Raw genomic sequence first — 21,359 nt, 5'->3', positions numbered from 1 at the left:
TGGTCTTTCAATCAACAGCCTTAACACGGAATGTCGGCCTATATTCTGACGGAGATAACGATTCTTCGATCGTGTCGTCATGAAGCGTCTTCGGAGTCAGTGGTTTGATGGTTGGTGAGGCATGTTTGTCATAAGCTTCACCCCTTAAGTAATGCGTTGCTTGCATCACGGAAAGCCGACCTTGCTGCACCATTTTATCTGTTGGTGCGAAGAGCACTTTGTTACGTAACAGGCCTCGATATACACCATGACTTAAGTACACAGAAACTAAACCGATCTCCTCAGCTTTGCCGGCACTGCGCAGCTCACTGATGGCCGCTTCAATCGCCACTGCACTGCCAACAATGTAATCTATATTTCCCATATCGATCACATGTTGAACTAGGTTACGTTGTAACTCCTTGTCGTTGTCTGCCCAAAATGAGTCAACAATGTTGATATCACTTCCTTGTATCGCTTCATAAAATCCGGCAGTAACGGGTTTCGTACCACCACGAGTTCGCGGCCCCAAAAGTAAGGCAATGTTGGTTTTTCCTGACCCTTTTGGATGGCGAGCTGCCAAATATTGACCCGCTTCGTATCCCATCCAATGCCAGTCAACACCGACAGTCCCTTTTAGCAACTCACTTTGTTCTTCATCCAAGTCGAGTTGGTTCACAGTAGCAAAAACGGGAGTATTCCCTACCCAATTTTTAAGTGAATGCTCGTAAGCCTGTGGGTCCACGGTCCCAAGGATAACCGCATCTGCTCCCCATTGGTTACACAGTGCGAGTTGTTGTTCTTGACGGGTTTTGTTTGGGTAGCCGCCCGCTTCAAGGACTCGTAGCTCGACACCTTCTCTTTTCGCTTCGGACACCATTCCATAGTTTACTGACAACCAGTATGAATCCTTTAGGTGAGGGTATATTGCACATATTTTCTCTGCGGCAACCGCTGGCAAAGAAGCAACGAGGGTTAAAGTGGCTGCAGAATGTTTGAAAAATGTGCGAAATGCGTGTTGATTTTTAACCATGAAATGAAGTTCGTTGGCATAGATTAAGTAAACACTGCAAAATATAACGTAATATGTCGCTGAACACGAACATTAAGGTCATGAAAATATGCTGCTAGCAACTGCAAGCATCGGTCGTAAACTTTTGTTGTCTTTCATTGCGATGGCAATACTGGTCATGTTATCGGCACTTATTGGTGTGTCTGGATTTTCTTTGGTTGCCAAAACCGAAAGAAATGTCGTGGATTCTGCGATTCCCGCCATGATTGAGGCGAGACAAGTCTCTGAGTTGAGTACTCGTATTATTTCGTCTGTACAAATGTTGTCGAACGCAAGAAACGAGCAGGAAAGAAAGGAGTCAGGGCGAGTGCTGTTCGAACAGCTCGAGTCTTTACTCACTCACATCAAGGAGCTCGGGAGTGAGTCGTTCGATTCTCAATTGTTAGAAGCTTTAGAGAATAACGTCCAGAACGTTATCGACAATTTGGCAGAACTCGGTGTTTCGGTTGAAAAAAAGCTGTGGCTTGCAAAAGAGATAGATACTCGTGTTGAAGAAATGCGTCTGCTCAGTGAAGAGCTAGAACAACTAACTCGTACGCAAGTTCAGAATACAAGCACCATTGCTGTTGCTAACGTCACGCATATTTATGACTTATTAGAGTCGAATAAAAAATCGCAAGTTTATCAGGCGCTAGATGCACTGGTGGAGGTCGATCTTGATCTGACTGAGCGATTGCATGAACTGCACTTGTTGGCCTTTAAAATGTTGAATCAGATTGAAGAGGCTCGGACATTAACGAATATTGAGCGAATTCAACAGGTTCAAAGTGATTTCGATAGCAACCTCAAAATCATGCAACGCCGTGTACTCGCTGTGGAAGATCCTACGCGCTCTAAGCAAATGAGCCAACTGCTCATAGAGCTTGGTAAGCGTCAGGTCGTATTTTCTATACTGATGCAGCAATACGAGAATAACGAACAGTCACAACAACTGATGCAAAAGACATTAGAGTTGTTCTCAGAGCTTAATGGCACGGTCAACAAATTGGTTGATGATTCAAACAAAACCACTACCGTCGCTGTAGACCAATTGACCAGCACATTGAAATTCGCTCAATGGTCTCTAACCGTTATTTCAATTGTTGGTTTGATTGTATTGGTGCTGATTTTATGGCGTGTGGTGTACCTTTCTGTTGTGAAGCGGTTAGCGGAATATTCCGCTGCGTTACTGTCTGTGGCACAGGGTAACTTAGCGGTTGAGTTGGAAGTGAAAGGCAAAGATGAGTTGGCGCATATGGGGCAGGCCATCATCACGGCTCGTAATACCGCGCAAGCACTAAAAGTGGTAGCAGAGGGTGAAGCTCAAGCCAAGCGAGAGCTTGAGGAGCATAAAGAGCATTTAGAAGAGCTCGTTGAGCAGCGCACTTCGCAGTTAAAACAAGCAAACCGCCGTTTGAATGAAGAGGTTTTGAATCACGCTAAAGCTCGCAAGCAAGCAGAGCAAGCGAGCCGAGCAAAATCGGCTTTCTTGGCGACGATGAGCCATGAGATAAGAACGCCAATGAACGGAGTGTTGGGGACAGCACGCTTGCTGATTGACTCAGGCCTCAACCCAATTCAAAAGCGTTATGCGGAAATCATTAATCGTAGTGGTAAAACGTTGCTCGCGATCCTTAATGATGTACTGGATTACTCCAAGATTGAAGCGGGGCATTTAGAAATTCGTCACATGGGCTTCGATTTACACCAAATGGTGGAGGACACTTTCCAGTTAATGAACAGTCGAGCACAAGAGAAGAAGCTGCTGTTCTCCTACCATATTGAAAGTGATGTTAGTCGCTACTGGAAAGGGGATGTCACCAGAATCAGTCAGGTGCTGAACAATCTTGTTGGTAACGCGATTAAGTTCACTGACGAAGGAGAAATTGATATCTACGTTAGCCTGAACCCTGAGGACGAGTCGCAAGTCCTGTTTGAAGTATCAGACACTGGAATAGGAATTGCCAAAAAATACCAGAGAACGTTGTTTGATGCCTTCACGCAAGCTGAAGGTGGGATGAGCCAAACTGGAGGTACGGGGCTTGGACTTGCCATCAGTAAGCGAATCATTGAAGCGATGGGCGGTGTTTTAGAAGTCGATTCCGAAGAGGGAAATGGTAGCCGATTCTGGTTCTCTATTCCGTTAGAGGAAAGCGAACCTGTTGAAACAGGAACCGTGGCAACCGCACGTTGCAAAGTGAAAGCAAAGGTCTTGCTGGTAGAAGATAATGAAGTCAACCGAGTGGTCGCGGAAGGTTTTCTAGAAAGCATGGGTCATCAAGTCGTGATGGCGGAAAACGGCTCACAAGCAGAGCAACTGATCAGCACACAGGATTTTGATATCGCTTTAGTCGACATCAACCTCCCTGATTGTGATGGAACTGAGTTGATCCAACGCTTAAAGCGGATTGAGTGTGATAAGCCGGCCAATAAAGCGCTTGCCGTCACGCCAATGATTGCAGTGTCTGCGCACGTTTTTGCGGAAGAAGTTGAGCGCTATCTAGCCGCTGGTTTTGACGGATACTTGCCTAAGCCATTGGCAAAAGAGGCACTCGCGGCATTGATTCAGGATGCGCTAGACGGAAAGCCGTTGTTGTTGCCACAAAATGCCGACTGTACCCCGTTTGATCAAATTTCGCCTCAAGAACAAGAGCTACAATCAAAGGTCGTTCAAGCGCCCCAAAAAAAGGAACCCGATGTGGTTATCATTAATCCGAGCGTGATTGAGTCCGATATGAAAATCTTGGGCAGAGATAAGATGTTGCACATTATTAATCTGTTTAGAGCCACCAGCACTGATGTATTAAGCAAACTGCAAGCGTCTGCTGAGGACAATGATAGTAAAGAAGTAAAGAACCTTGCCCATAAATTAAAGGGCAGCGCGGGAAGTTTAGGACTAACTGCATTAATGAACGCTTGCCAAGCAATTGAAGCCGCGGCTCAACCTTTAGATACCTATAATGCGACTAAAGATGATTTAGTTTCTCAAGTGTCTGCATCAATTCAAGCTCTGGATGAGTTAATGGCGAAGTAATCCATCGAGCATTGAAAATAAAAAAACCTCCGGCTTTCCGGAGGTTTTTTCTATTCGGTCATGTCATCTTCCCACTCGAATCGAGTGTCTAGGGCATAAGGGTCATCATCAAAAGGATGTTCCACTTTGCCACGCAAGTATTCGAGTTGATGCTCAAGCATATTGACCGTTTCGTAGTCTCCCTCAGAACAAGCAACGTAAATCTGTTGTTCAAGAGCGGCAATGTTATCTCGGATACCCATGAGAACCCCCTTAAATCATCATCGATTCTCAAAACGATTATAGTCAAGTAATCCAAATTCGATCGGTTGTTTTGTACGGTACCAATTGTGTAAACGATCGCTAAATGACCAGAATTTTTCTGAGCTTCTACGAATCGCAAAATTATCCAATAACTTAACGTAATCGGATTCGTTTTGGATGGCACTAAATTGATCGACAAAATCTTTTACTTGGTTTTCGTTGATCGAGAAAAATGCCGCAGGGTAGCTTCCCACAACGCCGCGTACAATGGTCATATCATCGTTAGCAAAGTCACGGTTACTTTCTTCATCAAACAAGCTAGAGATGTTTGTGTGTGCATTGTTGTGAAGTAAGGTGAACAGTTCATCTTCCCCTGATTGACTTCTCACCATAAGCATAGTGATTTGCGGAACGGTTTTTAGGCCTTCACCACGAACGTGGTCAATACGTTTTAGTTGCTTTTCACTACTCGCAGAAAGAGCCGTGCCTTGAATTTTGTAGCGAGGCAGAAGCACATCTGAAACATGTTCGCTCAACAACTCCACCAACTCCGTTTTTGGATCGTCACTCTTATACTGAACGCTGGTTGGTTGGTTAAACGGCTTCACATTTCGTTGTAAAAAGTCACTCAACTGCGGGCTTTGATCTTTATACCAGCTAGATTGAAGTTCATGGCGCATATCGGCGGGTAACAACGAGATAAAGTTACTTTCGCCTTCTAGACGCAAGAAGTCCATAAACATTCGTGTCATGAGCTGATGGCCGAAGTTACCGTAAACGTCAAACCCAGCAACAAGCAAATAGTGGATACGCTCTAGTAGCGCGTAGTCAAGAATCCACACTGTTTTAGGCTGCTCACCAACTAACCCTTGAACAACAGAAGCACTATCAAAATGGCGGAATATCGTTAATGCCGCATTATGGTTGGTGCCATTACCATCCCAAATTACATCGGTGGATAGGTTTTCACCTTCTTTAAACCAGTTATTAGTGAACTCAGATTTAGCCTCTAGGTAGCGAGCTTGTTGACGCGCGTACTTGACCCAGTTGGTAACAGGTAGCGTGTTACTTTCTTGCTCTGCCGGTAGTTTTAGATTATCAGCCTGAGATCGGTAAAACTCATTTACTTCTGGGATGTCTGCTTTATCTGGATCAAGGAAAAACACCCAAAAGCGATCATTGATAACATTCAATGCCAGTTGGCCACGACAAACTGGGCCTTTTATGTATGCCATTATTGTATTTTGTGCATTATCTAGCATGAACTTAAAGCGCGACTTCACTGGAAGGTCGATGAATGATGTCATCGGGTTTGCAGCAACTTCTGGTTCATAACTCGGTAGCTGACTAACCATGTAATCAGCATCAATAAACCAAGTTTTCCAGTTCTCTATGCGTTGCTTGTTTAACGCGAATGGCATGTGAGTTTTATCTACTATGGTCCCTTGCTCTGGAATAATTCGATAAAACACACGTTCAACCCCTGGATCATCGTACGGGCGACGCGTTGAAATACGTTTGACGGGCTGTCCTGGTGGTGTCGCAGAGCGGACGAGCGTGAAGAATCGGGGATCTTCATCGAGTTCCGAAAAGTAGAGATGAGATAAAAACAAATGCTCATATATATACCTAGCCATCAGCTGATTTTTCAAATCAGAGTGGTTAAGTAATGTTTCGTACTTATCTATTTGCGCTTGCTCATTCTCACTAACAGGTTGGTGAACGTTCATTATTGCGCCGTTTTCCAACCAAGTCATGAGAGTGTGGTATTCACTGTTTGATAGATTTGGCATACCAAAAGGCATGCCCCAGGTTGGGTTATCCTTTTCGTATTGCTCGTATTCTTCAATCGTTGGACAGGTTTGCTCTCGGTCTATCGAAAAGTCAAAGCCTTCTAACTGGACTTGGTCAGGCAATGGGTGGCGCTCTTTTTGTTGTAGCAAACGTGCGATAAGGCCTGCATCAATGTTGGCTGCCATGCTTTGATCACGTTCGTTGAGAACCGGATGAAAACCCGCATCGCGCCACTCTTGGGTTGTTTCTGCATCTTCGAATAAGCGTGTTGGTGCTGCGGCTGTGAGTCTTGTTCCTTCATATACCAGTGCTTTACTCGCACCACGATCAATGCCCTCAACAGAAGAGAGCTTAAGTTGACATGGTGCATCGTAGCACGCGTGGCAGACGACACAGCGGTTATCCATAATGGGTTTAACTTCGCTTTGGAAGAAGTTTGCTTGAGGGGTTTCCACGTCAACTGTGCGTTCACGCACGAGCTGTGGACCAAACAGTTGGTCATAGTTAAGACCAGCATAGGTTGCACAGCCGGCAAACAAAGTAGCAATGCAAAGTGTAAAAATTAAGCGCAAATTCATTGAGTTATTTTACGTGATTAGAATTTGCATTAATTAAAGCAAAATAAGCGGTCAATTACCAAAAGTTGGGTCAATTAGCGTTAATTTTTCTGTTGATTGTCTGAGCGCTTGAAAATGTAACCCTGGCGGTGGACTGTCTGAATTCTGTCTGTTGGAACGCCTTCGTGAACTAGACGCTTTCTCATTCTGCTCATGTGCATATCGAGTGCTCGATCATGTTCAGTAAATTCACGTTTTAGTACTGTTTCGTAAAGAAAATGCTTACTAAGTACTTGATCTTGATGGTGAGTGAGAGTTTGCAGCAGCTTAAATTGAATGCTTGTTAACTGAACAGATTTCTTGTTTGGCAAGTAATTGAGTACCACAGAGTGAGTGCGCTTATCTAGTAATAGCTCCTCATCATTATGGTGAACGCCGTTGTGTTGGCATTGGGAAGTTTTTCCATTTGAAACCTTGGAGTCAAGCACACGGGTACCTTAATTATTAATAGTAGTAAAACGTATTATCATTAATATTTATATAAAAGCAATCAGGTACTTTATGAGCACTGTGATATGCGTAGACAATCTTAATACTTGAGATTACCAGTAGTGATGAATGGTGCGATGGCGCTCTGAACTAAAGTGCTATTGGAGTGCGTATTAGCGACAAATAACGGTGTAATGTTAGGCAAAGATAGAAAGAATTCTCATTTAGTAAATTCGCTTATCCGCTATTTGTGAACTATACATTCTGTTGCAGGAAGCACTTTTCTAATACACACAGAGGTTTATATGACAGCGAAATATGGCGTTAAACGCCGATTAGCGATTCTTGCCGCCGCTTTAATCGGTGCGACAAGTAGCAGTATCGCAGCAGAGAAACCAAATATTCTCGTCATTTGGGGTGATGATATTGGCCAGTCCAATCTCAGTGCTTACACGTTTGGCTTGATGGGGTACAAAACACCAAATATAGACAGTATCGCCAAAGAAGGCATGATGTTCACTGACTATTACGGTGAGCAATCTTGTACAGCGGGCCGTTCTACTTTCATTACGGGCCAAACCGTTCTTAGAACAGGTTTGAGTAAAGTGGGGCTTCCAGGTGCTGATCTTGGCTTGAAGGAAGAGGACGCAACCATTGCCGAAATGCTGAAGCCGATGGGCTATATGACAGGGCAATTTGGTAAAAACCACTTAGGTGATAAAGATGAGCACCTTCCTACTAATCACGGCTTCGATGAATTTTTTGGCAACCTTTATCACTTGAACGCCGAGGAGGAGCCAGAAAACGTCGATTATCCTAAAGATCCTGAGTTTCGTAAAAAGTTCGGTCCGCGCGGCGTTATCCGTTCGTACGCTGATGGCAAAATTGAAGATACAGGGCCTCTAACTCGCAAGCGCATGGAAACCGTGGATGAAGAGACGTTAGATGCGGCACTCGACTTTATGGATCGTGCAGTCAAGGCTGAAAAACCTTTCTTTGTCTGGTGGAATGCAACTCGTATGCACTTCCGTACTCATGTGAAAGAAGAGAACTCTGGAAAAACAGGTATCAGCGAGTATGCAGATGGTATGGTCGAGCATGATAACCATGTAGGTCAGCTACTGAAAAAAGTGGATGATTTGGGTATTAAAGACAACACAATCGTCTTTTACTCCACCGATAATGGCCCACACATGAACTCGTGGCCAGATGCAGGTACAACGCCATTCCGTGGAGAGAAAAATACCAACTGGGAAGGTGCGTACCGAGTTCCTGCGATGGTACGTTGGCCGGGTAAAATTAAAGCTGGCTCTGTTTCGAATGATATCATGCATCACATGGACTGGATGCCAACGTTTGTTGCTGCCGCGGGTGATGACAATATCAAAGAGAAATTGCTCAAAGGTTATAGTGCGAATGGTAAGAAATTCAAAGTTCACCTAGACGGCTATAACTTCCTACCATATTTGACTGGTAAAGAGGATAAGGCCCCACGAGAAGAAATTTTTTACTTCTCAGATGATGGAGACTTAACTGCACTTCGCTATAACAAATGGAAGCTGGTCTTTATGGAGCAACGAGCAAAAGGCACGTTGCGTATTTGGGCTGAACCATTCACCACACTTCGTGTTCCTAAGATCTTCAACTTGCGTATGGATCCTTACGAAGTGGCTGATATCACTTCTAACACTTACTACGATTGGATGCTAGACCGTGCTTACATGCTTGTTCCTGCGCAAGCTTACGTAGGCAGATTCCTTGAAACGTTTAAAGAGTTCCCACCAAGGCAAAAAGCAGCAAGCTTCTCGCTAGATCAAGTGATGGAGAAACTAAAAGAGAACCCAAATAAGTAAGAAAAACTAAGTGAAGTTCCACATCTAGAAAGAGGCTCATTAACGTGAGCCTCTTTTTTATCTGTAAAATTCTATCTATTCAGGTTTGTAGAAAGCTTGATGACGAAAACGCCTAACGCTTCAATTGACAAGATTTATAAACAAATTGGTTCGTAGTGGGCTGCCGTTAAGTTGGCTTTGATTCTCTCTCGCAATGCAATATGAGCAGGGTTGTTTAACTCACGTTTATGGTAGACGAACTTGTAAGGGATAGTGCATATAGAAATGGGGCAAGGCAGAACTTGAAGCTTAAGGGCTTTGCTCCATTTGTTCGCAAAAGATTGAGACACTAGACCTAAACAATCGCGTTGTGCGACGTACAACGCCATACCAGCAAGCGAAGATGTGACGAGATCCACTTTTCTTTCTAAAATGGTTTCTTGAGCGAGTTGCTCAAAACCCGACATGTTGTTCCATTTGCCTGAAAACAAACAGTGAGTTTCATCATAAAATTGTTCTTTGCTCAAAGTGCCTTGGATTCGAGAGTGTTGCTCTCGACAAATAATGACGGCCTTTTCTTCGTACGCCTCCTCCATAACAAACGCCGCATCTTTTGTGACCACTGTATCAATTACAAGATCTACTTTTTGTTGTCTTAAAAGCTCAAATAAGATGTATTTTTCGGGAGGTGACTCGTAAAAAATGGCATTTTTTATCGGGCTCATAATGTGCAGCAGAATCTCTGAACAGCACACCTCAAAGTGCTTCTTCTCCGTGATAGCATTATCAATAATACTCACCGCTTGCTCAAACTGAGGCAATAGTTGATACGCCGCGGATGTCAGCGTAATTCCCCGTCCTTTTTTCACAAATAATTGCTTATCTACGACTTGCTCTAAACGCTTTATTGCAGCGCTCACAGCAGGTTGCGTAAGCCCCAATTGTTCCGCGGATTTTGTATAAGATTGAAACTCCGCAACAACAAGAAAAGTTTGGATCAAATTCAAGTCCATAACGTCACTCATAAATTTAATTTATAGGTTAACTAATTTTGACTGCATTTATCGCCTGAAATTAGTGCTTTATCTTATATCAGCAATGGTATTGAAAAGCGAATACCATTTTTTACGCACTAGCGAACTCTTGGAGATAATATGAAAAATGCGACCAAAACGAGCAGTAAAAAACTCGTACTTAACGCATGTACGTTAGCTTTGGGCGCTGCATCTGCAGTTGCACATGCAGCGGACAAACCCAACATTCTTGTCATCTTTGGTGATGATGTTGGTTACTGGAACCTTAGTACCTACAACCAAGGCATGATGGCGTACAACACGCCAAACATCGATAGCATTGCTAAAGAGGGTGCGAAGTTCACTAACTTCTACGCACAGCAAAGCTCGACAGCAGGCCGTTCTGCATTCATCACTGGTCAAATGCCAAAACGTACAGGTCTATCAAAAGTGGGCTTACCAGGCGCTCCGGAAGGTATCTCGGAAAAAGATCCGACGATTGCAACCGTGCTTAAGCAAATGGGTTACGCAACCGGACAATTTGGTAAGAACCATTTAGGTGACCGAGACGAGCATCTTCCTACCAACCACGGTTTTGATGAGTTCTTCGGCAACCTATACCACTTGAACGCGGAAGAAGAGCCAGAGAACGTGGATTACCCTAAAGATCCAGAGTTCAAGAAAAAATTTGGCCCTCGCGGCGTTATCCATTCTTACGCTGACGGCAAAATTGAAGATACCGGCCCTCTAACTCGCAAACGTATGGAAACAGTAGACGGTGAGTTCCTAGAAGCGGCTGAAACGTTTATCGATAAGCAAGTTAAGGCAGACAAGCCATTCTTCGTTTGGTTTAACACCACTCGCATGCACAACTTCACGCACGTTCCTGAAGAGTACCAAGGTAAAACCGGTGCTGGTTTCTACGCTGACGGTGTGAAACAGCACGATGACCAAATCGGCGAACTACTGAAAAAAGTGAAAGATCTTGGTGTTGATGACAACACTATCATCGTTTACACCACAGATAACGGCCCGATGGTTGACCTATGGCCAGACGCAGGTATGACACCATTCCGTAGTGAGAAGAATACAGGTTGGGAAGGCAGCTTCCGTGTTCCTGCTCTTATCAAATGGCCTGGTCACATCAAAGCTGGCGAAACCTTTAATGGCATGATGTCTCTTGAAGACTTTTTCCCAACATTGGTTGCAGCAGCAGGTGACACTAAAGTTAAAGACGAGCTACTGAAAGGTAAGAAAGTTGGCAAGATGAACTACAAAGTTCACCTAGATGGTTACAACCAATTGCCATACATCACAGGTAAGTCAGACAAGTCTGCTCGTAACGAATTCGTTTACTGGAGTGATGACGGTGACTTGGTTGCACTACGTTACGGTAAGTACAAATACCACTTCATGATCCAAGAAAATGAAACGGGTATGGATGTATGGCGTAAACCATTCACTAAACTTCGTGTTCCATTGATCTTCGATTTGAGCATCGACCCATTCGAACGTGGTGACCAAGGTATGGGTTACTCTCGTTGGATGTACGAGCGTTCATTCCTAATGATGCCAGCGGTAGAGAAAGTGAAAGAGGTAATGGGTACGTTTAAAGAGTTCCCACCTCGCATGGAAGCAGGTTCATTCGTACCTAAGTCTTCTAAGTAATAAAGAACATCGATAATCCATAGCGCTCTTCGGAGCGCTATATACCCAAATAGCTTCCCGTTTACTGCACTACGCTTACGAGGTTATTTGGGTATATTTAATAGTGAGAAACGTATGAGTAAGATTTCCCCTCGCCATTCTACTACCATGTCTATTGTTCCTCTCAAAACGGCTTCTAAAGCACCAGTTTCGGGCGCGTATGACCGTCGATTCCATGTGATGGCAAAGCCGGGCGGAGCAAAATGCAACATCGATTGTCAGTACTGCTTTTATCTGCATAAAGAAAATCTACTGCACCAAGAAAAGCAGCCAAAAATGGACGACGCAACATTGGAAGCGTTCGTGAAAAGCTACATCGAAAGTCAGGATGGCGAAGAAATTGTGTTCTCATGGCAGGGGGGGGAGCCAACGCTGCTTGGGTTGGACTATTTCCGCAATGTCGTAGCTCTGCAAAAGAAACATCAGCCGAAAGGCGTTCGCATTGAAAACGACCTTCAGACCAACGGCATTTTGCTAAACGATGAGTGGTGTGCGTTTTTAAAAGAGCACAACTTCCTAGTTGGCTTGTCGATTGATGGGCCACGAGAGCTGCACGATAAATATCGCAAAACCCGCAGCGGTAAGCCGACGTTTGATCTGGTGATGAAAGCGGCAGATAAGCTCCAAGCGCATGGCGTGAAATTCAACGCGTTGGTGACGGTGAATCGACACAATGCGAAATACCCGCTCGAAGTGTATCGATTTTTAACCCAAGAATTGGGTGTGACATACATTCAGTTTGCACCGGTGGTTGAAGCGAACGACTTCCAAACAACCGCACCGCAGTTTTGGAACGAACAGATGATCCCAACCAAAGGCAGTGATCTGGCGAAACCGGGTCATCCAATGTCTGTTGTGACGGATTGGTCGGTTGATCCTGAAGACTGGGGACGCTTTTTAATGGCGACCTTTGAAGAATGGGTGAATAACAATCTTGGCCGTGTACTGGTTAACCTGTTTGAAACCGCGGTAGCGCAAGTAATGGGGAAACCGTCTCAGCTTTGCGTGACAGCTGAGTTTTGTGGCAAAGGCTTGGCGATTGAGCACAATGGCGACGTGTTCAGTTGTGACCACTATGTGTACCCAGAATACAAACTCGCCAACATTCATGAACACTCATTGAATGACATGGCCTTCTCTACACGACAATACACCTTTGGCATGGCAAAACGCGAATCTTTGCCGACGTATTGTAAGCAGTGTCCCTACTTGTCTTATTGCTGGGGCGAGTGTCCGAAAAACCGTCTGATCAAAACGCTGAATGGTGAGAGTGGTCTAAACTATTTGTGTTCGGGAATCAAAATGTTCTTTGATTATGCGTTACCGATGTTGGTTGGTCTTGCACAACTTCTCCAATCTCAAGAACCGCAAAGATAACATAGTGAATATAACCTTAAGTTATTTCATTTGTTCTTATACTTAACTATCGAAAAGACGGCTTAAACCATTGAAAAGGTATCCTATGAACCACGCACAACAAGCGATAAAAGAACTCATCGAACAAACAGAAAAAAGCGTCATTGGACAAAGCCACGTGGTTCGAGCTTTAGTCATCGGGTTATTAACAAATGGGCATATTCTACTAGAAGGTTTACCGGGAACGGCAAAAACACGTTCCGTAAAATCGTTGGCGAACTTGTTAAACACCAGTTTTGGTCGAATCCAGTTTACGCCAGATCTTTTGCCATCGGACGTGACGGGAACCGAGGTTTATCAAGAGTTGGATGGCAAGCCGCAGCTCCATTTTCAACCAGGGCCAATTTTTAACAGCATAGTGCTTGCCGATGAGGTCAACCGTGCGCCAGCCAAAGTACAAGCAGCACTGCTTGAAGCTATGGCCGAAGGCACAATCACGGTAGGCGATAAAACTCACGTATTGCCAGACTTGTTTATGGTGCTTGCAACGCAAAACCCAGTAGAACAGGAGGGCACGTACCCACTGCCAGAAGCGCAAATGGACCGTTTTATCATGAAGGTTACCGTCGATTATCCAGAAGATGACGCAGAACGTGACATCATTCGTTTGGTGCGCAGTGAAGAATTGGGTGCAGAAACCAGCAGCGAAATTATTACGCCAAAACACATCGAGCCAGACGTGGTGCTAGAAGCGCGTTGTCAGTTACCAAACATCGTGGTATCAGACCTAGTGGAAAACTACATCGTTGCGTTAGTGATGGCGACTCGTAAGCCAGAGCGTTATGCCGATTCAAACTTAGCAAAATGGATTGAGATTGGCTCTAGTCCTCGTGCTTCTATCGCACTCGACAAATGCGCTCGTGCGTATGCGTGGATGCAAGGACGTGACCACGTTACTCTTGACGATGTGCGTGCCATGGTTCCGTCTGTATTGGGCCACCGTTTTTCTTTGACCTACGATGCACTGGCAGATGGGGTCGATCATCAACGAGTCGTACAAGAGCTGCTAGATTGTGTAGAAATTGGGTAAGTGGGAGGCATTATGGCTAAGCCAACTCTTGCGCCAAAATCACAGGGGATGGATCCCCGTTTGTACTGCGATTATGCTCGTTTAGTACGTCTGCAAGTACAAGCAGAATCATTCAGTTTACTTCCTCATCTAAAAGCGGGTAGCGTACTCTCTGGCCGACACAATTCGTTGTTTCGCGGTCGTGGATTGAACTTCGAAGAGCTGCGCCATTACCAATTGGGTGACGATATTCGTAACCTTGATTGGAAAGTTACGATGCGTACAGGTAAGCCGCACGTGCGCAGCTATACAGAAGAAAAAGATCGCAACGTAATCGTGTGTGTCGACCAGAGAAGCACAATGTTTTTTGCTTCGACGCAAGTAATGAAATCAGTTGTCGCGGCAGAGATCGCAGCGATGTGTGGGTGGCGAGTATTAAAAGATGGCGACCGAGTCGGTTTTGTCATCGCATCCCCGCAGGCGTTGTTTCACAGCAAGGCACAGCGTTCGCAAAACGATCTTCTGGCGCAACTTAAACGTCTCGCTAAAGCCAATCAATCGCTCAATGTGGACTCCTGCAATTCCGAAAAAGTAACGTTCAGTCAATGGATTGAGCTTATTAAACGCATGAAGCTCAAGCAATCCACTTTGATTTTTATCAGCGACTGGAGCGACTGCGAGGAGCACCACCTTGATCACCTTAAACAGCTACAACAGCACAACGATGTTCTTGCAGTGATGGTCAGTGACCCATTAGAACAAGCGCTACCAGACGATTTGGCAAAATCGAAATGGGTGGTTGGTGATGGGCAGTATCAACTCAATTTAGACAGCAAAGCAAAGGTAGAAGCTGCGAGCGCAAAGCTTGAGGCTCGAACTAGCTTACAGCGTCAATCACTCTCTCAACTTATGGCGATGAAACACCTTCCGCACATCGAACTCGATACGACAGGTGAGCACATTAAACAATTTCAAAAACTGGTAGGAGGGCGTTAAATGAGTGATCTTCCTACGCCTCCAAGTACCTACATACTCAGAGAGCTGCATGATGTGGCCGTACCATCTAGCGTGAGTTGGTACCCGCAAACTATTGGCTGGAAAATTTTAGCGGCGGTTGCGTTCATTGCATTGGTATATTTCGCATATCGCTTGGCTCGGCAATGGTGGCATAATCGTTACCGAAAAGAAGCTCTACTGGCGATTTCGCAAATCAAATCGAGCGACAAAGACATGCCAAAAGTATTGTTCTCTGTGCTTAAAGTAGTGCTGATTCATATTGATAGCCGCAACGCGAAATTGTTTGATACCGCCTTTCTGCGCAAGCTCGATGCGCTGTATCCGCAAACCGAAGATTCTCAAGCAAACTCGCAAATGGTTTTTAACGATGAGCTTTCAAAGTGCTGGCTACAAAGTATTGTTGACCCAAGCGTTACGCTAACCAACGAAGAGCGAGTAACGCTTATTGCTCGTGCGAAAAACTGGGTGAGTGAGCACCGTTGTGATGCTCAAAAAAGCGCGGCAAATAAATCACCACGATTGAAACGCAAAGCACATCAGGGAGGTCAACATGAATGATCTTCTTGCATCGATAACTGGTTTGTCTGGTTTTGAATTTGCTCACCCAATGTGGTTTCTGGTTTTGCCCTTGCCGTTGGTGGTGTACTACTTGGTGCCCGCATATCGCACTAAGCAAATGGCGATCAAAGTGCCGTTTTTTAGTCAGCTGGTGGAAGCGATTGGCGAGACGCCATCAGAAGGTGCAAGCCAGTTGACCCCGAGTTGGTGGCAGCGAGCAACGTTAATTCTTTCATGGCTTTTGGTGGTGTGTGCGATGGCAAAACCCACCGTGTTAGGCGAGCCTCAAGTTCGCGCGAGTTTAGGCCGCGATGTGATGGTGGTGGTGGATCTTTCGGGCTCCATGGCCGAGCCAGATTTCACCTCACGTACAGGCGAAAAAATTTCTCGTCTTGATGCGGCAAAAGAAGTGCTGTCGGAGTTTGTTCAGTCTCGTAAAGGTGACCGATTAGGCTTGGTGCTTTTTGGTGATGCTGCTTTCGTGCAAACGCCATTTACCGCAGACCAAAAAGTGTGGCTCGAACTGCTTAACCAAACCGATGTGGCAATGGCAGGGCAGAGTACCCATCTTGGTGATGCGATTGGCTTAGCGATTAAAGTTTTTGAGCAAAGCGATAAGTCGCGTGGTGCTTTAGAACAAGATCAAAACCGTGAAAAAGTCGCGATTGTATTAACCGATGGTAACGACACGGGCAGTTTTGTTGAACCGATTGATGCGGCGAAAGTTGCGAAAGCCAAAGGCGTGAGAGTACACGTCATTGCGATGGGCGATCCGGAAACGATAGGTGAAACCGCGTTGGATATGGACACGATTCATCGCATTGCGAAAGAATCCGGCGGTGAAGCGTTTGAAGCACTCAACCGTGATGAACTATCGGCTGCCTACGACGAAATTGGCAAACTGGAACCTCAACTTTACGAAAGCACCACATACCGCCCAAAACAAAGCCTTCATCATTACTTGATGGCGTTAGTGGTCATCATGCATTTGCTCGCGTTCAGCGTCGCAACACTCAAAAGAAGGGCTGCAACACGATCATCATTAGGAGAGAGCGATGTTTGATTCTCTTAGTTGGACGCAATTCTTTACGCAGTTTCATTTTATTCGACCACTGTGGTTACTGGCTTTGGTCCCCATGTTTTTCTTGGTGTGGTTACGCTGGCGAGAAGAAAGCAAGCCAAGCTGGAAGGATATTCTGCCCGAACATTTACGCAATGCTTTGACGATAGGTGAGCGAGGCTGGCGTAAGCAACTGCCGCTTAAGCTCTTGATGCTGATTGTGTTCATCGCCATTGTGATTTGTGCAGGCCCAACGTGGCAACGAGAATCTTCTCCCTTTGGCGAAGATAAAGCCTCTATGCTTGTGGTGCTTGATAACAGCGACTCGATGCTGCAAAAAGATCTCCCACCAAGCCGCCTTGAGCGTTCCAAACAGAAAATACGCGATTTGCTAGTCGCGCGAAAAGGCGGAAAAACGGGTTTAGTCGTGTTCGCGGGCAGTGCTCATGTCGCGATGCCTATAACTCAAGACAGCAAAGTATTTGACCCGTTTTTGGCGGCCATTACGCCAGAAATTATGCCCGTGCAAGGTAAGCTTGCCGAAAAAGCATTGCCGTTAATTGACCAACAATTGCAAGGTCAACCAGGCTCCACTGTTCTGTTGGTGAGTGATGGCGTTAATCCAGCCACGATTGAGCAATACCAAGCGTATTTCTCGGGCAAACCTTATCAACTGTTAATTCTTGCGGCAGGGAATGCTGACATTGTGAGTAACAACCCAATGGATTTGGATTCTCTACAAAAACTGGCTAGTCAGACTAACGGTCGATTGGTGGAAGTGACCGTCGATAATAGTGATATCGAGCAACTGAACCGATACGTTGAGCGCAATATGCAGCTTAATGGCGAATCTTCAATGCCTTGGAAAGACATGGGATATCAGCTTCTGTTCCCAATCGCGCTGATCATGATGCTGTGGTTTAGAAAAGGGTGGTTAGTGCAGTGGTGCGTGATTGTAATGGTGAGCGGCACGTTATTGATGCCAACCAGTGCGTTGGCGGAGAACATTTCTGTTAAAGCCGAGCAGCCACAAGTTGTGCAAAAAGTGACGGCTTTCGACAAGGTAGCGCAATGGTGGTGGGATTTGTGGCTAACGCCAGACCAACAAGGACAGCGTTTGTTTAACAAACAAGCGTATTTAGAAGCCGCGAAACACTTTGTCAATCCATTACGCAAAGGCACGGCGTACTACTACGCTAGCGAGTTTGAACTCGCCCACAGTGCTTTTTTGGAAATGCAAAACGACCCGTCCGAAGAGGTTCGAGATTACGGTCTTTATAATGCGGCGAGTGCATTGGCGCGTCAGCGTGAATATTTGGCTGCACGTGACTTGTTAAAATCCCTAGCCAACAAGCCAACGTTGAGCGAGAGGTTAAGACCGGATGTTGAGCATAACTTGAAAGTGATTGGTGGTATTGTAGAGGACATCAACCGGATGAGTGAGAGTCAGGCAGGAACAGAGCAAGAAGCATCAACCGAGCTAGGCGATAACCCTCAAACCGCAGAAGGGGCGGATGAAAAAACGTCAGCGGAGTTGATGATTAAAGAGACGTTAAATGCAGACGACATCATAGGTAGCCAAGAATTAGCCGACAAATGGTTAAAGCGAGTCGAAGCGGATCCGAAGTATTTCTTACGCGCTAAATTCCAAATTCAATTACGCTCGCCAACAACGGGTAGATCAACTACGACAACGGAACACAATACAGAGGAGGCTGCCCAATGATGATGAATGTCCATCGCGTTACCTCTTTTGCACTTCCTGTACGGATAGTGGCATGGTTAGTGGTTTGTTTGAGTCTGTTCGTAAGTCGTCACGTTTTCGCTCAGGACATTTACGATCTTCAACGCAATCATGGTGTTGAGTTGCAAGCGTGGGTTGGTCAACAACCAACGGCTGGAGAAAAGCGTAAAACGCCAAGTTTTAGTGTCAACGAGCAAGTCATTTTAACCATCGAAGTGGCAACGCCGCGCTGGTTTACGGGTGGGACGCGAATTGGCAGTATTGAAATGCCCAATGTTATCGCCAAACAGCGTAATCAGTTAGCCACTAACTTCACGGAGCACAAGGGCGGACAAACTTGGTCGCGTCAACGCTGGGAAGTGACTTTGTATCCACAAGCATCTGGTGATTTTGTGGTTCCACCTGTCGCAGTGGGCGTTCAGGTGTCTGCGCCGGACGGCGAGAAGGTATCAGGCACACTTTACACGCAGCCGATTAAGTTCAAAACCGTCTTGCCATCGGGCCTGCTGAGTGGTGAGACACCTTGGTTTGCTGCAACAGATGTAGAGGTAAAGCAAGAGTGGGATACCTCCACTGAGTCACTCAAAGTTGGGGATGCAATCACGCGTAAAATCACCATTTCGGCTCAAGATTCACTATCTGTGTTGCTACCAGACTTGTTGAAAGGAGAATCAACAACCCGTTACCAAGCGTACCCTCAACCACATCGTCTTACAGATACGCAAACACGTGGTGATTACCAGTCAACACGCACAGAACAGAGCGTGTACGTGATTCAACAAGGTGGTGAATTAACCCTGCCGGATTATGAGTTCCGTTGGTGGAACAGTAAGACTCAGCAAGTGGAAACGGTGATGTTAGAGGGCAAAACTTTTGCCGCGAAGCACACGTTGAAGTCCTTCATCAGAACGTACTTTGAATGGATTGTTTCCACGCTTGTGTTGCTGGGTTTTGTGATTATTTCATTGGTAGCCATTAAACGTTACTACCGCAACAGACCGACACCAGCATGGCTGACGTTCCACCGTTTGTTAAAGGCTAAACGTTGGTCTGAAGCAAGGACCATATTGTACAAACAATTGCGTTTAAATACGGCCGAGCTAGAAATGACCAAAGCCGATACGAGTGAATCGTGGCAAAAAAGTGCGTCGCGAATGCAAAATGGTGAAAATAGCGCTCATTTACTGAAGTCGATGTGGCGCAAAATCCAGACCAAACAAAAACGCTTTAAATTCCGTATTCCGCGAGCGTTACCAGAACTGGACAAAGTCATTGGAAGAGATGGCAATGAATAAAACGGGGCGCTAATATAGCGCCTCGTTTTTATTAGAGAATAGAGTTCAAATGAGCCAAGAGTTTATGCGCCGCGCATTGGAAGTGTCCAAAAATGCGCTTCCTGAATGTCAACCCAACCCGCCGGTTGGCTGCGTGTTAGTGAGAGACAATCAAATCGTTTCTGAAGGTCATACTCAAGCGATTGGTGGCAATCACGCGGAAGTGGAAGCGCTGAATGCGTATCAAGGCTCGTTAGAATCGGTGACGGCATACGTTACGCTAGAACCGTGTTCGTTTGTTGGTCGCACGCCAGCTTGCGCGGTGACATTAGTCAAATCCGGCATAAGCAAAGTCGTCGTAGCCATATTGGACCCCGACCCACGCAACAGTGGTCGAGGTATCGAGATTCTAAAACAAGCAGGTATAGAGGTAGAAACTGGTTTATGCGGCGAGGAAGTCAGCGAGTTTCTTACCCCTTACCTAGGCAAAGCCTAAGTCAAGCTTTACGTTGCACTACGGTGCCAGTTTATGTAGTGAATGAAGTGCGTCAAAATTGAGTTAAAACTCATTAAAACAAGCGATACCGCTCATTTATTGCACTTGGCTACGTGAAGGATCATGCTGTTAGATTAAAATAGAGAAAGTGACTTTTGAAAAATTTAATAGCATGAAACCGACCGACCTTAATCTTATCCCCATTTTCACTGCCATCTATGAAGAGCGTAACTTGTCTCGGGCGGCGGCGCGCTTAAACATCACCCAGCCTGCGGTGAGTAAAGCGCTAGCAAGGCTACGTGATATCTACGATGATCCATTGTTTCATCGTTGCGTTAAAGGTGTCGAGCCTACCTCGTTTGCGATGGATATTTATCCTGCTCTTCTAGCTTCAGTACAAAATTTCACTTCGACATTATCGGCCTCTAATGAGTTTGACCCTAAAGTGTCGAATAGAGTGTTTTCTATTGCCTGTGTGTCCGTTGCGAGCTTTGAGTTGCTACCTCAAGTCATGAAACAAATCCGTGTGTCGACGCCAAATGTTGCATTAGAAGTACATCCGCTTTTTACGGAAGATTTTGAAAGTGATCTGCGGTTACAACGATACGATTTGATCATTGATATCACACCAAGAGCAAGAACGGTGCTAAAACTGGAAACTGTACTTACAGAGCGTTTGGTGGTGGTATGTAGCGAAACGCATCCACGCCTGAATGACGAGATTACGGCTGAACAATTTTTTGAAGAAGAACACGTAGTGGTTTCGCAGTGGCAGAGTCGTAAGAGCTTGTTAAACGCCGATGACATTGCCGACTTGGATAAGAGAAAGATTAAGTATCGAGCCTCAGGCGTACTAGAAATGCTCCCAATTATTTGTGGTAGTGAACACATTGGTTTAATGCCAGAGTCGATGATCAACTTGTTCAATAACACCTATCATGTTAAATCTTTATCAATGCCATTTGATGAACAAATGTATGAGCTTTGCACAATCTGGCATCCTAGTCGCACAAACGACAGCGCCCATCAATGGTTGCGTTCACAGATTAAGCAAGCAGGAAAAGTCATCAACCAATAGGAAGTGCA

Annotated in this window: 17 protein-coding genes; 12 read left to right on the top strand and 5 right to left on the bottom strand. The window is 45.4% G+C overall.

Annotation, left to right across the window (positions count from 1 at the left end):
* Positions 1-7: 7 nt before the first annotated feature.
* Positions 8-1,057, bottom strand: a complete 1,050-nt coding sequence (torT, locus tag R7035_RS18780; RefSeq protein ID WP_258514560.1) for a TMAO reductase system periplasmic protein TorT — start codon at positions 1,055-1,057, stop codon at positions 8-10.
* 43 nt (positions 1,058-1,100) lie between these two features.
* On the opposite strand from torT, the gene torS reads away from it, so the two are divergent.
* Complete coding sequence (gene torS / locus R7035_RS18775; RefSeq protein WP_136977175.1) at positions 1,101-4,064, top strand: TMAO reductase system sensor histidine kinase/response regulator TorS; 2,964 nt, start codon at positions 1,101-1,103, stop codon at positions 4,062-4,064.
* Between the two features lie 50 nt (positions 4,065-4,114).
* On the opposite strand, the gene R7035_RS18770 is transcribed toward torS, so the two are convergent.
* From R7035_RS18770 to R7035_RS18760, 3 genes are all read right to left on the bottom strand, one after another.
* A complete protein-coding gene (locus R7035_RS18770) occupies positions 4,115-4,306 on the bottom strand; it encodes a hypothetical protein (RefSeq protein ID WP_005376565.1) in 192 nt (63 codons plus the stop codon).
* An 18-nt stretch (positions 4,307-4,324) separates the two neighbouring features.
* A complete protein-coding gene (locus R7035_RS18765) occupies positions 4,325-6,679 on the bottom strand; it encodes a fatty acid cis/trans isomerase (protein ID WP_318146228.1) in 2,355 nt (784 codons plus the stop codon).
* Between the two features lie 80 nt (positions 6,680-6,759).
* Positions 6,760-7,146, bottom strand: coding sequence for a winged helix-turn-helix domain-containing protein (locus R7035_RS18760; RefSeq protein WP_005376561.1), 387 nt, complete (start codon positions 7,144-7,146; stop codon positions 6,760-6,762).
* Between the two features lie 306 nt (positions 7,147-7,452).
* Between R7035_RS18760 and R7035_RS18755 the strand changes: the two genes are divergently transcribed.
* Positions 7,453-9,000: an arylsulfatase gene (locus tag R7035_RS18755; protein WP_005376560.1), complete on the top strand. Its 1,548-nt coding sequence runs from the start codon at positions 7,453-7,455 to the stop codon at positions 8,998-9,000.
* A gap of 134 nt (positions 9,001-9,134) precedes the next feature.
* Here the strand turns inward: R7035_RS18755 and R7035_RS18750 are convergent, their stop codons facing one another.
* Positions 9,135-9,992: a LysR family transcriptional regulator gene (locus R7035_RS18750; protein ID WP_318146227.1), complete on the bottom strand. Its 858-nt coding sequence runs from the start codon at positions 9,990-9,992 to the stop codon at positions 9,135-9,137.
* A 141-nt stretch (positions 9,993-10,133) separates the two neighbouring features.
* Here R7035_RS18750 and R7035_RS18745 point away from each other — a divergent pair, with 141 nt between their 5' ends.
* The 10 genes from R7035_RS18745 (at position 10,134) to R7035_RS18700 (ending at position 21,351) form a co-directional block, all read left to right on the top strand.
* The gene (locus R7035_RS18745) at positions 10,134-11,660 is read left to right on the top strand and encodes an arylsulfatase (protein WP_029792693.1); all 1,527 of its coding nucleotides are present in this window, start codon (positions 10,134-10,136) and stop codon (positions 11,658-11,660) included.
* Between the two features lie 114 nt (positions 11,661-11,774).
* Positions 11,775-13,076 carry an anaerobic sulfatase maturase gene (locus tag R7035_RS18740; protein ID WP_318146226.1) on the top strand — a complete coding sequence of 434 codons (1,302 nt, stop codon included), beginning with the start codon at positions 11,775-11,777 and terminating at the stop codon, positions 13,074-13,076.
* Between the two features lie 85 nt (positions 13,077-13,161).
* Positions 13,162-14,145, top strand: a complete 984-nt coding sequence (locus R7035_RS18735) for an AAA family ATPase (protein WP_262651227.1) — start codon at positions 13,162-13,164, stop codon at positions 14,143-14,145.
* A 12-nt stretch (positions 14,146-14,157) separates the two neighbouring features.
* Entirely contained in the window at positions 14,158-15,120 is a 963-nt protein-coding gene (locus R7035_RS18730) for a DUF58 domain-containing protein (protein ID WP_318146225.1), read from the top strand.
* Complete coding sequence (locus R7035_RS18725; RefSeq protein ID WP_262651230.1) at positions 15,121-15,699, top strand: DUF4381 domain-containing protein; 579 nt, start codon at positions 15,121-15,123, stop codon at positions 15,697-15,699. It abuts the gene before it with no gap.
* On the top strand, positions 15,692-16,762 hold the full coding sequence (locus R7035_RS18720) for a vWA domain-containing protein (protein WP_250654660.1): 1,071 nt from the start codon (positions 15,692-15,694) through the stop codon (positions 16,760-16,762). Before R7035_RS18725 ends, R7035_RS18720 begins: the two co-directional genes overlap by 8 nt.
* Positions 16,755-18,485 carry a VWA domain-containing protein gene (locus tag R7035_RS18715; RefSeq protein WP_250654659.1) on the top strand — a complete coding sequence of 577 codons (1,731 nt, stop codon included), beginning with the start codon at positions 16,755-16,757 and terminating at the stop codon, positions 18,483-18,485. The genes R7035_RS18720 and R7035_RS18715 overlap by 8 nt, the downstream gene beginning before the upstream one ends.
* Positions 18,482-19,798 (top strand): BatD family protein, encoded by a 1,317-nt coding sequence (locus R7035_RS18710; protein WP_262651234.1) that lies wholly within the window; start codon positions 18,482-18,484, stop codon positions 19,796-19,798. The genes R7035_RS18715 and R7035_RS18710 overlap by 4 nt, the downstream gene beginning before the upstream one ends.
* 49 nt (positions 19,799-19,847) lie before the next feature.
* Entirely contained in the window at positions 19,848-20,273 is a 426-nt protein-coding gene (locus tag R7035_RS18705; protein WP_132937209.1) for a bifunctional diaminohydroxyphosphoribosylaminopyrimidine deaminase/5-amino-6-(5-phosphoribosylamino)uracil reductase RibD, read from the top strand.
* A 172-nt stretch (positions 20,274-20,445) separates the two neighbouring features.
* Positions 20,446-21,351 (top strand): LysR family transcriptional regulator, encoded by a 906-nt coding sequence (locus R7035_RS18700; RefSeq protein WP_318146224.1) that lies wholly within the window; start codon positions 20,446-20,448, stop codon positions 21,349-21,351.
* Positions 21,352-21,359: the final 8 nt, after the last annotated feature.

The organism is Vibrio sp. 1731 (assembly GCF_033339955.1).
In the GTDB taxonomy this organism is placed as follows: domain Bacteria; phylum Pseudomonadota; class Gammaproteobacteria; order Enterobacterales; family Vibrionaceae; genus Vibrio; species Vibrio alginolyticus.
Note: the sequence above shows the minus strand (reverse complement) of the source record. Positions and strands in the feature narration are given on the sequence as shown.

Coding starts and splice junctions, on each gene's coding strand:
- torS (WP_136977175.1), top strand. CDS start 1,101: ATGCTGCTAGCAACTGCAAGCATCGGTCGTAAACTTTTGTTGTCTTTC.
- R7035_RS18770 (WP_005376565.1), bottom strand. CDS start 4,306: ATGGGTATCCGAGATAACATTGCCGCTCTTGAACAACAGATTTACGTT.
- R7035_RS18765 (WP_318146228.1), bottom strand. CDS start 6,679: ATGAATTTGCGCTTAATTTTTACACTTTGCATTGCTACTTTGTTTGCC.
- R7035_RS18755 (WP_005376560.1), top strand. CDS start 7,453: ATGACAGCGAAATATGGCGTTAAACGCCGATTAGCGATTCTTGCCGCC.
- R7035_RS18750 (WP_318146227.1), bottom strand. CDS start 9,992: ATGGACTTGAATTTGATCCAAACTTTTCTTGTTGTTGCGGAGTTTCAA.
- R7035_RS18745 (WP_029792693.1), top strand. CDS start 10,134: ATGAAAAATGCGACCAAAACGAGCAGTAAAAAACTCGTACTTAACGCA.
- R7035_RS18740 (WP_318146226.1), top strand. CDS start 11,775: ATGAGTAAGATTTCCCCTCGCCATTCTACTACCATGTCTATTGTTCCT.
- R7035_RS18735 (WP_262651227.1), top strand. CDS start 13,162: ATGAACCACGCACAACAAGCGATAAAAGAACTCATCGAACAAACAGAA.
- R7035_RS18730 (WP_318146225.1), top strand. CDS start 14,158: ATGGCTAAGCCAACTCTTGCGCCAAAATCACAGGGGATGGATCCCCGT.
- R7035_RS18725 (WP_262651230.1), top strand. CDS start 15,121: ATGAGTGATCTTCCTACGCCTCCAAGTACCTACATACTCAGAGAGCTG.
- R7035_RS18720 (WP_250654660.1), top strand. CDS start 15,692: ATGAATGATCTTCTTGCATCGATAACTGGTTTGTCTGGTTTTGAATTT.
- R7035_RS18715 (WP_250654659.1), top strand. CDS start 16,755: ATGTTTGATTCTCTTAGTTGGACGCAATTCTTTACGCAGTTTCATTTT.
- R7035_RS18710 (WP_262651234.1), top strand. CDS start 18,482: ATGATGATGAATGTCCATCGCGTTACCTCTTTTGCACTTCCTGTACGG.
- R7035_RS18705 (WP_132937209.1), top strand. CDS start 19,848: ATGAGCCAAGAGTTTATGCGCCGCGCATTGGAAGTGTCCAAAAATGCG.
- R7035_RS18700 (WP_318146224.1), top strand. CDS start 20,446: ATGAAACCGACCGACCTTAATCTTATCCCCATTTTCACTGCCATCTAT.